Source organism: Mycobacterium persicum (assembly GCF_002086675.1).
Classification (GTDB): Bacteria; Actinomycetota; Actinomycetes; order Mycobacteriales; family Mycobacteriaceae; genus Mycobacterium; species Mycobacterium persicum.
In genome coordinates, this window is the sequence record NZ_MVIF01000024.1 from 16,049 (window position 1) to 29,880 (window position 13,832).

Genomic DNA, 13,832 nt, shown 5'->3' on the forward strand with positions numbered 1-13,832 from the left:
TTTTCGCACTACGTACACGTTCGACGAAGGGTTAGCTGTGAGTTGGCCGCGCCGACGACGCGCCATGCGGGAGGCCGGTGTCAGGCCGGCGCCGGCGTAAAGACGACCGGCAGCGCGGCCGGTGAGCGGAAGGCGACTCCGACCACATGCGGGGTCGGCTCGTTCGGGTCCAGCTGCAGCCCCGGCAGCCGATCCAGCAGCGCGTTGATCGCCACCGCGGCCTCCATGCGCGCCAGGTGCATGCCGAGGCATAGATGCGGGCCGCCACCGAATGTCAGGTGCGCGATGTTGGTGCGGGCGGGATCGAAGCGGTCCGGATCCGGATAGCGCGCCGGGTCCCGATTCGCGGCCGCGACGCTGACGCTGACGTTGGTTCCCGCCGGAAGCGCGATCCCGCCGAGCTCGCAGTCGCCGACCGCCACCCGCACCACGGTGGTGATCGGCGGCTCCCAGCGCAACGCCTCCTCGAAGGCGGCGCGGACCAGCCCGCGATCGGCCCGCAGCGCGTCCAGCAGGGCGGGATCGGTGAGCAGCGCGACCAGCAGGTTGCCCGAGGCCCGGTAGGTCGTCTCGACTCCGGCGGGCAGGATCAGCAGCAGGAACGCGAAGATCTCGTCGTCGGTCAGCCGTGCGCCGTCGATCTCGGACTCCGCAAGCGTGCTGATCAGGTCGTCCTGCGGGTTGCGTCGGCGCGCGGCGAGGATTTCGGTGAAGTAGGCCTTCAGCGATCTCGACGCGGCCAGCCCGCACTCCCAGTCGTAGACCACATTGAGCAGCTCGATCGACAGCCGCTGGAATTGCGGGTAGTCCTGTCGCGGCAGGCCCATGATCCGCGCGATCACCTGCACCGGAAACGCGAAGGCGAACTCGCGGGCGAGCTCGGCGCGCCCGCGTGGCGCGAACCGGTCGATCAGCTCATGGACCACCACCTCCACCAGCTCGGTGCGCCATCGTTCCAGCAGCGCGGACCGGAACGACGGCGACACCAGCGCCCGGCTGGCCCGATGCTCGGCTCCCTCGAGTTCCAGCAGGGTGCGGCCCATGACCGGGCCCATGATGTGCTCGTAGATCGACGAGGAGTAGGCATCCGGATGGGTGAGCACCGTCTGGCACTCGTCGTAGCCGAGCACCGTCACCCCGAAATCGCCGATCTGCCCGGCCCTGACCTCGGTGAAGGGGTTTCCGAGCATCACCCGGTGTCGCGCGCGTGCCTCGCGCAGCCGCTCGTGCACGTTTTCGACCTGCATGAGCAGCCCGCCCTGCAGCTCGGCCGGATCGAATTCGTCGAGGGCCGGGTCAGCCATGAGCCGACACCGTCTCGGTATCCCGCCCGGACCGCAGCACGGTGCCGGGCAGCGCCCCGGTGGCGACGCCGTCGCGGCACACCTCGACCCCACCGACCAGCACCGAGCTGATCCCGCGGGCGTCGGCGACCAACCGGGGCGCGCCCGCCGGCAGGTCGTAGCGGGTGCGTTCGGGGCCGTGGCCGACGGTCGCCGGGTCGAAGAGCACGAGGTCGGCGTGCCAGCCGGGCGCGATCCGGCCACGCTGCGTCAGCCCGTAGAACCGGGCCGGCACGTCGGTGATCAACCGCACGGCTTCCTCCAGCGTCACCACCCGGTGCTCCCGCACGCCCTTGCCCAGCAGCGACGTCGTGTAGATCGCGCCGCACATCATGTCCAGGTGGGCGCCGGCGTCCGAGCCGCCGATCACCGCACCCGGGTGCCGCCACACCTCGGCGCGCATTTTCCAGTCGGCGGCGTCATCGCCGGTCAGCGGCGGGGACAGCCCGGTGCGCAGCTCGTCGGCGATCACGATGTCCAATAGCGTGTCGAACGGCTCGCCGCCGCGGGCGGCCGCGACCTCGCCGACGCTGCGCCCCGTGGCGTCGGCGTTCTCCGGCGCGAACGTCTCGACGATGACCAGCCGGTCCCATTGCGCCAGGCCGCGCAGCATGCCCGCCTCCTTGGAGGCGGCGCCCTCGGCGAGCCGGCGACGCACCGCGGGGTCGGCGAGCGCGGCCAGGCGCTGCGGCACCGGCAGGTGCATGATGTCGCGCCACCCGGGCAGCCCGTCGAGCACGAAACCGGACAGGAACGAAAGCCGGATCTTCATGCCGTGCGGCAACGTGAGTGCCACCACCCGGCCGCCGCGTTCGGCGGCGACATCGTAGGCGCGCAACTGCTTTTCGTGCCCCGCCGGGTTGGCCGCCGAGACACCCAGCAGGTTCCAGTTCAGCGGCCGGTCGGCGGCCACGGACATGTCGGTGAGCAGCGCGATGTCGTCATCGGTGAAGCCGGACAGGCACCCGGGAATGATGGCCTCCAGCGTCGTGCCCGGGTGGTCGCGCACGCCGGAGGCCAGCGCCACCAGTTCGTCTCCGGAGGCGCTGCGCGACGGCACTGGCTGGCCGGAACCATCGTTGTGGGTGGGTGACTGCGAGGTGGACAGCCCGAGCGCGCCGGCGTTCAGCGCGTCGTGCAGCACCGCGACCATAGTGTCGATCTGTGCCAGGGTGGCCTGGCCGCCGACCGCGTCGTTACCCATCGCCGCCAGCCGCAGCGCCGAATGACCAACCAGGAAGCCGGCATTGACGGCGATGCGGCCCTGGAGGCGGTCGAGCCAGTCGCCGAACGATGCCCAGCCCCAGTCCAGGCCGGCGCGCAGCGCGTCCAGCGGCATCCCCTCGACCCGCGCCAGCATGCGGGTGAGGTAGTCGTGCTGGTCGGCTGCGGCGGGCGCCAGCGTGAAGCCGCAGTTACCGCCGAAGACCGTGGTCACCCCGTGCTGCACCGATGGGCTCGCGGTCGGGTCCCAGAACAGCTGGGCGTCGTAGTGGGTGTGCAGGTCGACGAATCCCGGCGCCAGCGTCTGGCCTTGGGCGTCAATCGTTTTCGCCGCTGAATCATCGCTTTCTCCTACGGTGACGATCCGCCCGTCACGGACGCCGACGTCGCCGTGGCGGGCGGGCGCGCCGGTGCCGTCGACGATCTCGGCGTCACGGATCAACAAGTCGAGCATCGGCCCCTCCTAACCGGTGGCCATCAGCCACCCGTCGTCGGGCAGCGGGTGGCGGAACAGCTGTGCGGCGTTGCGGTGGGTGATCTTGGCCGCGTCCTCCGCCGACAGGCCGGCGACGTTGCGCGCCACGACCTGTTGGGTGTCGGGCCAGGTCGAATCGGCGTGCGGATAGTCGCTTTCGACGAGGATGCGGTCGGCCCCGATCGCGTCCAGCGCGCCGAACGCGTGCGGATCATCGATCGAGCAGAACCAGAAGGTGCGGCGCAGCACCTCGCTGGGCAGCAGGTCGCTTTTCCACGAGCCGCCCTCGTGGCCCGAAGCAGAGTGCGCCAGAACGTAATCGGCGCGGTCGCCGAGCATGGCCGCCCAGCCCAGGCCGCCCTCGGCCAGCGTGATGTTCAGCCGCGGGAAGCGCACCGGAATGCCCGACCACAGCATGTCCGCACAGGCGACCAGGCCGTTGACCGGGAACAGTGTGGTGATGGTCTCGAACGGGGTGTCGAAGGCGGGGATCGGCGCCCACTGCGCCGACCCGGTGTGCAGGCACAACACCGTGTCGGTCTCCTCGCACGCGGCGAAGAATGGATCCCAGACCCCGGTATGCAAGCTGGGCAGGCCGCATTGCGCGGGCAACTCGGGAAAGCTGACCGCCTTGAACCCGCGGGCGGCATTGCGGCGGATCTCCTCCGGGGCCAGCTGCGGGTCGGCGAGCCAGGGCAGCTGCAGCGGGATGATCCGCTGCGGGTAGGCGCCGGCCCACGCCTCGAGGTGCCAGTCGTTCCAGGCGCGCAGCACGGCCAGCCCCAGCTCCAGGTCGTCGCTCTTCCAGAACACGGTGCCCGCGAACCCGGCGATCAGCGACGGAAAGTTCAGCGACGCCCAGATGCCGGCGAGGTCCATGTCGGCGATGCGGGCGTCGATATCCCAACAGCCGCGGCGCATTTCGTCGAACCGGGCGGCTTCCATGCTCCATTCGTCGCGCGGCCGGCCGATCACCGCGTTGAGCCCGATGTTCGGGTATTCCCGGCCCTCGTAGCGCCACACCTGGCGCCCGTCGTCGGTCTCGACGACCGTCGGGGCGCGGTCGGCCAGCGCGGCGGGCAGCCGCCCCGCGAACATATCGGGCGGCTCGATGACATGGTCGTCGACCGAGATCACGACGTGCTGTCGCTGCCGGGGATCGGGGTCTGGCAGCAGCGCCATACTTGATGACTATCGTCGGTTTTCCGGCGGTGTCAATGCCTTTTAGCGCTATCTATGCAATGAATATAAGGTTGGCTGGTTAGGTCAGTCGCGTGATCCCCGGGTAGGCGTCGAAGCCGCGGCCGAAGCTCATGAGCGTTGCGATGTGGTGCCGGACCATGACGGCCACGTGCAATGCATCCCTGGCCGACAGGGCTGGATAGCGCAACAGGGTGTCCTTCGCGTGCTCGACGTCGGCGCGGCCGATCGGCAACACCTCGTCGACCACGGCGAGGATCGCGTCGAAGGCCGGCTGGATCGCCTCGCGCCGGTTGATCGCGACGTAGCGGTGGCAGATCTCCTGCAATACCTCGGCGTCGGTGACCAGCCGTTCGCCGGCCGAGAGCGCGGCTTCCAGCAGGCGCTGCGCATCGAGCTTGTGCGGGTGTGCGGCACCCACCAGGTACATCGGGATGTTGGCGTCGACGAAGATCACTGTGTTGCGTCGGGCGGCTTCCGGTAACCGCGTTCGGTCTCTTCGAGCATCTGCTCGATGTCGGGTGCCGGAAACTCGTGAAGCACGGCGGTGCGGACCGCGCGCAACTTAGCCTCGAGATCGCCGCCCGGTTCCCGCTCCCGCGCTTCCCGCAGGGTGCGACGAACCCACTCGGAGACGGTCGTCCGATCCCGGCGCGCGACCTTTTGCAGTTCTTCCCATTCGTCGGCGTCGAGGAGGACCTGCAGGCGTTTACTCATAGCATGAGTATAAGTAGCTCATAACGGAGTATTGCGGGCCGTCGTCGGACCGGGTTCGGGACGAACTGTGTCGCGACATCGGTGCGCAGGCCATGCGCCCAGTCGGTGGCCCGGCTCGATTGCCTGCGGCATGACGTCACCGGCTACCCATCGGGGGTGGCCAGAATCTTGAAAAGCATGTTGTTCATATCCGTGAGTGCTCGGTCGTCGATGTGGTCGTGGAATTGGGCGAGTCCGTGCGGGGGTAACGGTTCGGGCACGTTCCGGTCATGGCCCGACACGTCATGCGCTACCGGGGTTCCCGATGCTCGACAATGCCGGACATGACGCAATCGGCGGAGCCCGACGTTGGCTCGTGAATTCTCGCGTCAGATGTTTCTGCGGGGTGCCGCCGGGGCATTGGCCGCCGGCGCGGTTCTAGGCCCGGTCCGGGCTACCGCGGAGCCCGCTGCCTCCGGTTTGGACGGTCTGGCGGCGGCCGTCGGTGGCCGGGTGGTACGCCCGGACGACCCCCAATTCGCGGCGGCCAAACAGGTTTTCAACACGAACTACAACGGCTCGACACCGGCGGTGATCGTCACCCCGGCATCGGCGGCCGACGTGCAGAAGGCGATGGCCTTCGCCGCCGCACACAATCTCAAGGTTGCTGCGCGCGGTGGCGGACACTCCTATACCGGGGCGTCCACGGCCGACGGTGTGATGGTGCTCGACCTACGCCAGCTGCCCGGGGGAGTCAACTACGACGCCGCCACCGGGCAGGTCACGGTGGCGCCCGCGACGGGTTTGTACGCCATACACGAGGCGCTGGCCGAAGTCGGCCGCGGCATCCCGACGGGTACCTGCCCGACAGTCGGGGCCGCGGGACACGCCCTGGGCGGCGGTCTGGGCGCCAATTCCCGGCACGCGGGTCTGCTGTGTGACCAATTGACATCGGCGTCGGTGGTGCTACCCAGCGGCCAGACGGTCACCGCGTCAGCGACCAGCAATCCCGACCTGTTCTGGGCGCTGCGCGGCGGCGGTGGCGGCAACTTCGGGGTGACGACTTCGCTGACCTTTGCCACTTTCGCCACCAAAGACGTCGACGTGGTGAACCTCAATTTCCCACCGCAGTCGTTCGCGCAGGTCCTGGTCGGTTGGCAGAACTGGCTGCGTACCGCCGACCGGAACAGCTGGGCGCTGGCCGACAGCACCACCGATGCGCTTGGTACGCATTGCCGTATCCTCGCGACCTGTCCGGCCGGGTCCGGTGGCGCCGTGGCGAACGCCATCACGGCAGCCGCCGGCGCGCAACCGACCGGTACCGAGAACCACACCTTCAATTACCTGGACCTGGTGCGATATCTGGCCGTCAACAACCTGAACCCGTCACCGCTTGGGTATGTCGGCGGATCCGATGTCTTTCCCACCGTCAACCCGGCCGTCGCTGCCGGGATCGCCGCGGCGGTCGACGCCTTTCCCCGCGACGCGGGCCGCATGTTGGCGATCATGCATGCCCTCGACGGCTCCCTTGCCAGTGTGGCGCCGGGGGCCACCGCCTTTCCGTGGCGGCGGCACGGCGCGCTGGTGCAGTGGTACGTCGAAAACGCCGGTTCCCCGGCGGCGGCGACCAGTTGGCTCAACACCGCACACCAAGCGGTGCAACGGTATTCGGTCGGCGGCTATGTGAACTATCTTGAGGCAGGCCAGCCGCCGTCACGGTACTTCGGCCCGAATTTGGCCCGGCTGAGTGCGGTACGGCAGAAATATGATCCTGGCCGGGTTATGTTCTCCGGGATGAATTTGTAGCCGGCCAGTCTGCGTCGGCCGTCGCGGGCGGACCATGGTCGCCGAAACCATATGCCGGTTGCGTTGTTTCGGTCGCGGTGCCACTAGGTGGATCCGACGGATCTGGGCCCTCGGATCTCTGTAATCCCTTGTGTCACTGTGGTTTCAGTGGTCACATGGCGGCGATTCTTGTCGGTGGGTGTTCGTAAGATTTCAGGCATGGGTTCGAGCAGTCGTGACGACGTCGTCGAGGTCTTCGACGCGCTCGATGCGGAGCTGGACCGGTTGTGTGAGTTGTCTTTTGAGGTGCTCACCACCCCCGAGCGATTGCGTGCGCTGGAGCGTTTGGAGTGCGCGGCGCGGCGGCTGCGAACCCCGCAGCTTGCGCTGATCAATCAGCTCGGCGCGCAGGCCGGCGAGGAAGAGCTGGGCGGCACGCTGCGTTCGGCGCTGGCCGACAGGTTGCGCATCACCAAGGTCGAGGCCGGGCGGCGCATCGACGAAGCGGCTGACCTCGGGCCGCGGCGGGCGCTGGCCGGTGAGCGGTTGGCGCCGCAGTTGTCCGCCACCGCGGCCGGCCGCCCAACGAGACGGCCTGATCGGCGCAGAGCACATCCGGGTGATCCGCAGCTTCTTCGCCCACCTGCCCGCCGAGGTGGACCCCTGGCCGCCCGGGAGGCCGCCGACGCCGATCTGGCCCCCAGAGCCAGCAGCTATCGCCCCGACGAGTTGGTCAAATACGCCCAGCGAATCATGGACTGGCTCAACCCCGACGGGGAATTGCGCGAGCAGCAGCGGGCCCGCAAGCGCGCGATCATGCTGGGGAAACAGGAATTCGACGGGATGTCGCGGATCAGCGGCATGCTGACCGCGGAGTTGCGGGCCGCCGTTGAGGCCGTGTTGGCCAAGCTGGCCGCCCCCGGGGCGTGCAACCCCGACGAGCAAACCGCCGTCGTGGACGAGACACCCGATGAGGATGCGGTGCGCCGCGACACCCGCAGTCAGGCTCAGCGGAACCATGACGGCTTCCTTGCCGGATTGCGGGGGCTGTTGGCGTCGGGGGAGTTGGGTCAGCACAACGGTTTACCCGTGTCGATCGTGGTGACCACCACCCTCAACGACCTCGAGGCCGCCTCCGGGAAGGGCCTGACGGGCGGGGGCAGCTTGGTGCCCATGTCGGATGTGATCCGCTGGGCAGGCCACGCCCACCACTATTTGGCCATTTTTGATCGCGGCAAGGCGCTTGCGCTGTATCACACCAAGCGCCTAGCTTCCCCCGCACAGAGAATCGTCCTCTACGCCAGGGATCGAGGCTGCACGAAACCGGGATGTGATGCCCCCGCTTACCACAGCCAAGTCCACCACGTGCAAGGTTGAAGGCCACCCGCCGCACCGACATCGACGAGCTGACCTTGGCCTGCGGAGTCGACAACCGACTCGCCGAAGAAGGCTGGCGCACCCGCAAGAACACCCGAGGCGACACCGAATGGATACCGCCGGCGCACCTCGATCGCGGACAGCCCCGCACCAACCCGTACCACCACCCCGAACGATTCCTCAGCGACCGCGACGACGATCACCCCGATTGACGCGCAGAGGCTGTCGTCCCTCCACGTCGAAATCGCTGATGCCCGAACTCACTGCGGGTCGTAGCATCCCAGGATGAGAAGGACTTTCGTCGTCACGTTCGCGATCGGGTTGCTGGTCGCGCTGTTCGGTCTGATCTGGGCGCTGCAGGGATTCGGTGTGCTTGGGGGTAGCCCAATGAGCAACACCACGACCTGGTCCATCATCGGCCCGATCACCGCGCTGATCGGCGTCGTCATCGCGGTGTTCAGTTGGCGGAAACTGTCGGCTAGACCACGGTGAAGGCCACCGTGTGCCAGCCGGTGGCGCCGTCCGGGACGGGATCAATCTGATCCGCGGTTTGGACAGCTCCGGTGTTGTCGATGGCGCGCACGGTGATGGTGTGTTTCCCAGGGCTTTTCGCCTGCCAGGGAAAGCTCCACAACCGCCACGTCGCGTTGGAATAGCTCGCGCCTTGTTGCGCGGGCTGCCATGCGCCGTCGTCGATGCGGACTTCCACGGCCCGCACGCCACGAATCTGGGCCCACGCGACACCGCCGAACACCACCGGTCCCGCCGGCACCCGCTGACCATTTTTCGGCACATCGATCCGAGACTCGGTCTTGATCGGCGCCTGTGCCGCCCAGCCGTGCCGCGTCCAGTACGCCTTGGCTCTGTCGAAGCGGGTCAGCTCCAAGTCGACGACCCACTTGGTGGCCGACACGTATCCGTAGAGGCCGGGCACCACCAGCCGCGCCGGGTAGCCATGCTCGATCGGCAGCGGCTGACCGTTGACGCCGACCGCCAGCAGGGCGTCGCGACCATCGGTGAGCGCCGCCACCGGCGTGCCGGCGGTGAACCCGTCGATCGAGGTCGAGAGAACCATGTCGGCGTCGGGGTGCACACCGGCCGCGGCCAGCAGATCGGCCAACCGGTATCCGGTCCAGACGCCAGTCGAAATTAGTTTGCCGCCAACAGGATTCGAAACACAGGTCAGTGTCGTCACCGTTTCGACGACGTCGAAGCGGGCGAGGTCGGCGAAGCTGTAGGTGGTTTCGCGGTCCACCATGCCGTGGATGCGCAGCCGCCAGTCGCCGTGGCTGAGTTGGGGAACGCTGAGCGCTGTGTCCACCCGGTAGAAGTCGGCGCTGGCGGTGACAAAGCTTGGTAGCGCAACGCCGTTCGGTTGCACATCGGCAGGTATCGGCGGCGCCGGTGTTCGCGGTCGGGGGAGCGCAAAGCTGTTGCGGTCGCCGGCCACCGAGTGCACCAACCGCGTGATGACCGCACCCAGCACGCCACTGGCCACTCCGAATCCGAGCAATCCGAACACCACCAACCTGCGCCGGCCGTTATCGGGCCGGTCCGGTTCCTTCGGGCCGGGCCCGAACCGGCGGGTAACCAAGCGCAGGGTCGCCACGCCGCAGGCGGTGCCGGCGACGGTGGGGATCGTGTCCAGTGCCGTCGCCCCTTGCCGGGACAGCACCGCGACGCAGCCGAGGACCCCCGCCGTGGCGATCACCGCGCTACCGAGCGGTCGGCGCTGCGTCTCGAGGGTCCCGGCGATTGCGGCGATCGTGGCGATCACCACGAGCACGGCGACGGCCAGGAAGAGTTTGTCCTGAGCGCCCAGGGTCGCAATCGCCCACTCTTTGACCGGCACCGGTGTCAGGTCGACGACGGCCGAGCCGATCGCGGTACGCGCATCGGCTCGTGCACCGAACGGGATGCCTACCAGCTGGGCCACCCCGAGCGAGACGGCCGCGGCGGCGACCCCGGCGATCATCCGCTCATTGGACGGGGCGACAGCCATCGAATTACTGTACGCGCGTAGCCCTGAGTGACCGCAAACAGCTTGGTGTGCAGGCGAACCGGTGACAGCCGGATCCTGCCGTCGAGCCGCGGCCCGGTACTGGCGGTCGGCGGCCCGACGCGATGCTCCCGGGCCTCGGCGGATGTCAAACGCTGACGACGGTCAGGAGGTGATCGATGCCTCGGAAGTCGTCGACATTGCGGGTATAGAGGGGCAGGTCGGCCGCGAGGGCGGTGGCTGCGATCAGCAGATCGACGGCCCGCGGGCCCCGAGCCCTGCGGCCGGTCGCGACGATGGCCGCATAGATGCGTCCGTAAGCCCTCGCGGCCTCGCGGTCGAACGGCAGCGGGTCGAAGGTGGCCTCGGCGCGTTGGAGGCGGTCTTGACGTCGCGCCCGCTCTGCCGCATCGTCCGTCGCGTGCGGGCCGGCTGCGAGCTCTGCCATGGTGAGGGCGCTCACGGCGAGTTCGCGTGGCAGCTGCCCGACGTCGATGTGATCCAGGTCGATCACCACCGACGTGTCGATGAGGCCTTGGGCGGCACGAGCAGGCTTAGCCACGAGGCGTAATCTCCTGGGAAACAATCCCGTCCAGGTCCGCTCGGAGGCGTTCGAACTCCATGCGCGGAGCGCCCTTGAACGCTGCTACCGCCGCCCCGGCGCTGACGAATCGATGGCGACGCAGTGGCGAAAGCTCGCCGACGGGAACCCCATTGCGGGTCACGACGAAGGATTCGCCCTGGTCCAGCTTGCGCATGATCTCTCCGCTGTTGTTGCGAAGCTCGCGCTGGGTGATCTCGGTGGCCACCCCACCGAATGTAGCACACGTGCTACGTCCCGCCGCGAACTGGCTGACAGGCCGGTGGTCGGTAGGCCCCAAATCCCCAAGGTCCCAAGCGCTTCGGGTTAGCGTGGCGCCGGGTGCCGGACGAATGCCCGGGCCTGAGTGAACGCCCGGATCCCCTCGATGCCGAGTTCGCGGCCAATGCCCGACTGGCCGCAGCCGCCGAACGGCAGCCGCGGATCCTGGGCGGCCAAGCCGTGACAGTTGACGCTGACCGTGCCCGCCACCAGCTGCGACGCCACCCGATCCGCGAGCGCATCGTCACCCGTCCACACCGACGCGGTCAGACCGAATTCGGTTGCGTTGGCCGCGGTTACGGCGTCGTCGAGGTCGTCGTAACCGAAGATCGGCAACACCGGGCCGAACTGCTCCTCGGTGGCCAGCGCCGAATCGGGCGCCAGATCGGTGACGACGGTCGGCAGTACGAAGTATCCCGCCGCGTCGGCGTCGGCCTCGCGGATCCGCCCCGCGGTTCGCACCGACGCGCCGCGCGCCTCGGCGTCGCCGACCAGCGCGGTCACCCGGTTGCGCCCCGCCGCGGTGTGCAGCGGGCCCAGCGTCGTCTCCTCGGCGAGGCCATCGCCCACCACCTCCCGCTCACAGCGGGCCAGCACCGCCTCGGCCAGCTCGCCCGCCCGTTGCACCGGAGCGTAGAGCCGCTTGATCGCCATACAGACCTGGCCGCCGGTGGTGTAGGTCGCCGTCACCAGCCGCTCCACCAGCTCGTCGCTGACCGCGAGGTCGGGGGCGATGATCGCCGCGTCGTTGCCGCCCAGCTCCAGCAACACCGGAGTCAGCCGCGCCGCCGCCGCGGCCATGACCGCGCGGCCGGTGCCCACGCCGCCGGTCAGTGAGATCACGTCGATGCCGGGGTGAGTGACCAACGCCTGGGCAAGGTCACTGCCCGGGCCGGCGAGCACGTTGACCACGCCCGGTGGTAGTGCGGCGGCCAGCGCCCCGGCGAGCTGCAGGGCGGCCAGTGGACATGTCGGCGGGACCTTGACGACGGCGGTGTTACCCGCCGTCAGGGCCGACGTCAGCTTCGTCATCGTCAGCGCCAGCGGCCAGTTAAACGGCAGCACCAGCGCGGCCACGCCGAACGGCTCCCGCTGCAGGCGCGGGTAGGCCGACCGCGGGTCGAGCTGCTCCGACGCCAGCGCCGCCTCGGCCATCGAGCCGATCAGCGCCGCCAGGCCCGGGCCGGTGCTGATCTCAAAGTTGGCCTCACTGAGGACTTTTCCGTGTTCACGGGTATAGAGCCGCGCGCCGTCCGACGCGACCAGCTGTTCGGCGGCAGTGGCCGCCGCGGAGGTGAGCGCGGCGGCCCGCTCGGCGACGCTGAGCGCTCGCCACGCCGGCGCTGCCCGCCGTGCCGCCGACACCGCGGCGTCGAGCTGGGCCCGGTCTGCCGCCGGCGCATGGCCGACGATCTCGGCCGGCCGGGCCGGATTGTGTACCGGGTAAGTCCCCGCGGCACCCGGCTGCGGTTCCCCGCCGATCGTCAAGACCGGTCCCTCGCCGGCAATGTGGCTGTCGTGCGTGATCACCGTTGATCCCGTCTTGCTCATCTTGGGGCCCTTCTCCTCACCCGACGCCCGAGGCAACCTTGACCCGGTGCGGTTATCTCGCCATCGTAAGTCGCTATGACACGGATCACAGGTGCCGACCCATGAGGGCGGTGGTGCTGCGCGAGGCCGGGCGACCGACGGCGGTGGAGGAGCTCGCGCTGCGGCGCCTCGGCGACCACGAAGTGCGGGTGCGACTTCAGGCCAGCGGTGTGTGCCACACCGACCTGTCGGTGTGCGACGGCTCCATGCCGGCGCTGCTGCCCTGCACGCTGGGTCATGAGGGCGCCGGGATCGTCACCGAGGTGGGCGGCGCCGTCACCACCGTCAGCCCAGGCGACCATGTCGTGCTGACGTGGAACGTGCCCTGCCGGCGCTGCCCGCACTGTCTGCGCGGCGAAACCCAACTCTGCCCACACGGCCTCAAGCACGCCTTCGGCGGCCCGTATGCCGACAGTCCGACCGGCCCGGTGTGGCCGGAGATGGGCGCCGGGACGCTGGCCGAAGAGACCCTGCTGCCGGCCGCCGCTGTCGTGCCGGTCGACCGGTCACTGCCCCTGGACCACGCCGCGCTGCTCGGTTGCGGGGTCACCACTGGAGTGGGCGCGGTGCTGCGCACCGCGGCGGTCCGCCCCGGGGAAAGTGTGCTGGTCATCGGGTGCGGCGGGGTGGGGCTGGCCGCGATCCAGGGAGCCCGGCTGGCCGGGGCGGCGCGGATCATCGCTGCCGACCGCAACGCTGCCCAACTTCCGGCCGCAACCGCCAACGGCGCGATCGACACGGTCGACGTCGGTGCGGCCGACCTCGTCGGCGCAGTCCGCGACCTTACCGGCGGCGCCGGCGTCGACCACGGGATCGAGGTGGTCGGCAAGCCGGCGACCATCCGTGCCGCCTTCGACGCCACCCGCCGCGGCGGATCGGTCACGCTGGTGGGCGCCGCCGGGTTCACCGAGTCGGTGACGTTGCCCGCACTGATGCTGATGGCCGACGGCAAGAAGATCCAGGGAAGCGTCTACGGCGCCAGCGACCCGGCCCGTGATATCCCGGTGCTCGCCGAGCTAGCCTTGCGCGGCCGGCTCGACATCGAGGCGCTGGTGACCCGACGCATCGGCATCGACGACGTCGAGGCGGCGTTTACCGACATGGCCGCCGGGCGAGGGGCGCGCAACGTGGTCTGCTTCGGCTCGCCGAGCTGATTCGGGGCTATTACCGGCCCCGCATGAGCAGCGCGGGGCGCGGCCGCAACGCATCCGCCCCCACAAGGATTTCTGAGTGTATCGTCAATAGTGAGGTATTGAGGCAAAAGCCAGATCGGCCTGGGAC

The 13,832-nt window shown here is 69.1% G+C and carries 14 protein-coding genes; 5 read left to right on the forward strand and 9 right to left on the reverse strand.

Annotated features, from left to right (window positions below):
• Positions 1-80 precede the first annotated feature (80 nt).
• From BST40_RS10465 to BST40_RS10485, 5 genes are all read right to left on the reverse strand, one after another.
• Positions 81-1,304 (reverse strand): cytochrome P450, encoded by a 1,224-nt coding sequence (locus BST40_RS10465; protein WP_075545264.1) that lies wholly within the window; start codon positions 1,302-1,304, stop codon positions 81-83.
• Positions 1,297-3,021 (reverse strand): N-acyl-D-amino-acid deacylase family protein, encoded by a 1,725-nt coding sequence (locus BST40_RS10470; RefSeq protein ID WP_075545263.1) that lies wholly within the window; start codon positions 3,019-3,021, stop codon positions 1,297-1,299. The genes BST40_RS10465 and BST40_RS10470 overlap by 8 nt, the downstream gene beginning before the upstream one ends.
• A gap of 9 nt (positions 3,022-3,030) precedes the next feature.
• On the reverse strand, positions 3,031-4,224 hold the full coding sequence (locus tag BST40_RS10475; RefSeq protein WP_075545262.1) for an amidohydrolase family protein: 1,194 nt from the start codon (positions 4,222-4,224) through the stop codon (positions 3,031-3,033).
• 79 nt (positions 4,225-4,303) lie between these two features.
• Positions 4,304-4,699, reverse strand: coding sequence for a type II toxin-antitoxin system VapC family toxin (locus BST40_RS10480; RefSeq protein WP_075545261.1), 396 nt, complete (start codon positions 4,697-4,699; stop codon positions 4,304-4,306).
• Complete coding sequence (locus BST40_RS10485) at positions 4,696-4,959, reverse strand: antitoxin (protein WP_075545260.1); 264 nt, start codon at positions 4,957-4,959, stop codon at positions 4,696-4,698. Before BST40_RS10485 ends, BST40_RS10480 begins: the two co-directional genes overlap by 4 nt.
• 348 nt (positions 4,960-5,307) lie before the next feature.
• On the opposite strand from BST40_RS10485, the gene BST40_RS10490 reads away from it, so the two are divergent.
• From BST40_RS10490 to BST40_RS10500, 4 genes are all read left to right on the forward strand, one after another.
• Positions 5,308-6,744, forward strand: coding sequence for an FAD-dependent oxidoreductase (locus BST40_RS10490; RefSeq protein WP_083154197.1), 1,437 nt, complete (start codon positions 5,308-5,310; stop codon positions 6,742-6,744).
• Positions 6,745-6,942: 198 nt separating this feature from the next.
• On the forward strand, positions 6,943-8,100 hold the full coding sequence (locus BST40_RS10495) for an HNH endonuclease signature motif containing protein (RefSeq protein ID WP_142276721.1): 1,158 nt from the start codon (positions 6,943-6,945) through the stop codon (positions 8,098-8,100).
• Entirely contained in the window at positions 8,097-8,312 is a 216-nt protein-coding gene (locus tag BST40_RS30065) for a hypothetical protein (RefSeq protein ID WP_158084004.1), read from the forward strand. The genes BST40_RS10495 and BST40_RS30065 overlap by 4 nt, the downstream gene beginning before the upstream one ends.
• Before the next feature lie 73 nt (positions 8,313-8,385).
• Positions 8,386-8,592, forward strand: coding sequence for a hypothetical protein (locus BST40_RS10500; RefSeq protein ID WP_075545257.1), 207 nt, complete (start codon positions 8,386-8,388; stop codon positions 8,590-8,592).
• On the opposite strand, the gene BST40_RS10505 is transcribed toward BST40_RS10500, so the two are convergent.
• The 4 genes from BST40_RS10505 to BST40_RS10520 form a co-directional block, all read right to left on the reverse strand.
• Positions 8,579-10,102 (reverse strand): molybdopterin-dependent oxidoreductase, encoded by a 1,524-nt coding sequence (locus BST40_RS10505; RefSeq protein WP_083154198.1) that lies wholly within the window; start codon positions 10,100-10,102, stop codon positions 8,579-8,581. The genes BST40_RS10500 and BST40_RS10505 overlap by 14 nt on opposite strands.
• A 145-nt stretch (positions 10,103-10,247) precedes the next feature.
• Positions 10,248-10,661, reverse strand: a complete 414-nt coding sequence (locus BST40_RS10510) for a type II toxin-antitoxin system VapC family toxin (RefSeq protein ID WP_075545256.1) — start codon at positions 10,659-10,661, stop codon at positions 10,248-10,250.
• Positions 10,654-10,908 (reverse strand): type II toxin-antitoxin system Phd/YefM family antitoxin, encoded by a 255-nt coding sequence (locus BST40_RS10515; protein WP_240316438.1) that lies wholly within the window; start codon positions 10,906-10,908, stop codon positions 10,654-10,656. The genes BST40_RS10510 and BST40_RS10515 overlap by 8 nt, the downstream gene beginning before the upstream one ends.
• A 98-nt stretch (positions 10,909-11,006) precedes the next feature.
• Positions 11,007-12,512 (reverse strand): aldehyde dehydrogenase family protein, encoded by a 1,506-nt coding sequence (locus BST40_RS10520; RefSeq protein ID WP_083154200.1) that lies wholly within the window; start codon positions 12,510-12,512, stop codon positions 11,007-11,009.
• Between the two features lie 101 nt (positions 12,513-12,613).
• On the opposite strand from BST40_RS10520, the gene BST40_RS10525 reads away from it, so the two are divergent.
• The gene (locus BST40_RS10525) at positions 12,614-13,705 is read left to right on the forward strand and encodes a Zn-dependent alcohol dehydrogenase (protein WP_083154201.1); all 1,092 of its coding nucleotides are present in this window, start codon (positions 12,614-12,616) and stop codon (positions 13,703-13,705) included.
• The last annotated feature ends 127 nt before the right edge of the window (positions 13,706-13,832 follow it).

What these genes read in the sequence shown, in the direction of transcription:
- BST40_RS10495 (WP_142276721.1), top strand. Translation starts at nt 6,943, where the DNA reads ATGGGTTCGAGCAGTCGTGACGACGTCGTCGAGGTCTTCGACGCGCTC.
- BST40_RS10505 (WP_083154198.1), bottom strand. Translation starts at nt 10,102, where the DNA reads ATGGCTGTCGCCCCGTCCAATGAGCGGATGATCGCCGGGGTCGCCGCC.
- BST40_RS10525 (WP_083154201.1), top strand. Translation starts at nt 12,614, where the DNA reads ATGAGGGCGGTGGTGCTGCGCGAGGCCGGGCGACCGACGGCGGTGGAG.
- BST40_RS10485 (WP_075545260.1), bottom strand. Translation starts at nt 4,959, where the DNA reads ATGAGTAAACGCCTGCAGGTCCTCCTCGACGCCGACGAATGGGAAGAA.
- BST40_RS10465 (WP_075545264.1), bottom strand. Translation starts at nt 1,304, where the DNA reads ATGGCTGACCCGGCCCTCGACGAATTCGATCCGGCCGAGCTGCAGGGC.
- BST40_RS10500 (WP_075545257.1), top strand. Translation starts at nt 8,386, where the DNA reads ATGAGAAGGACTTTCGTCGTCACGTTCGCGATCGGGTTGCTGGTCGCG.
- BST40_RS10470 (WP_075545263.1), bottom strand. Translation starts at nt 3,021, where the DNA reads ATGCTCGACTTGTTGATCCGTGACGCCGAGATCGTCGACGGCACCGGC.
- BST40_RS10520 (WP_083154200.1), bottom strand. Translation starts at nt 12,512, where the DNA reads ATGAGCAAGACGGGATCAACGGTGATCACGCACGACAGCCACATTGCC.
- BST40_RS10475 (WP_075545262.1), bottom strand. Translation starts at nt 4,224, where the DNA reads ATGGCGCTGCTGCCAGACCCCGATCCCCGGCAGCGACAGCACGTCGTG.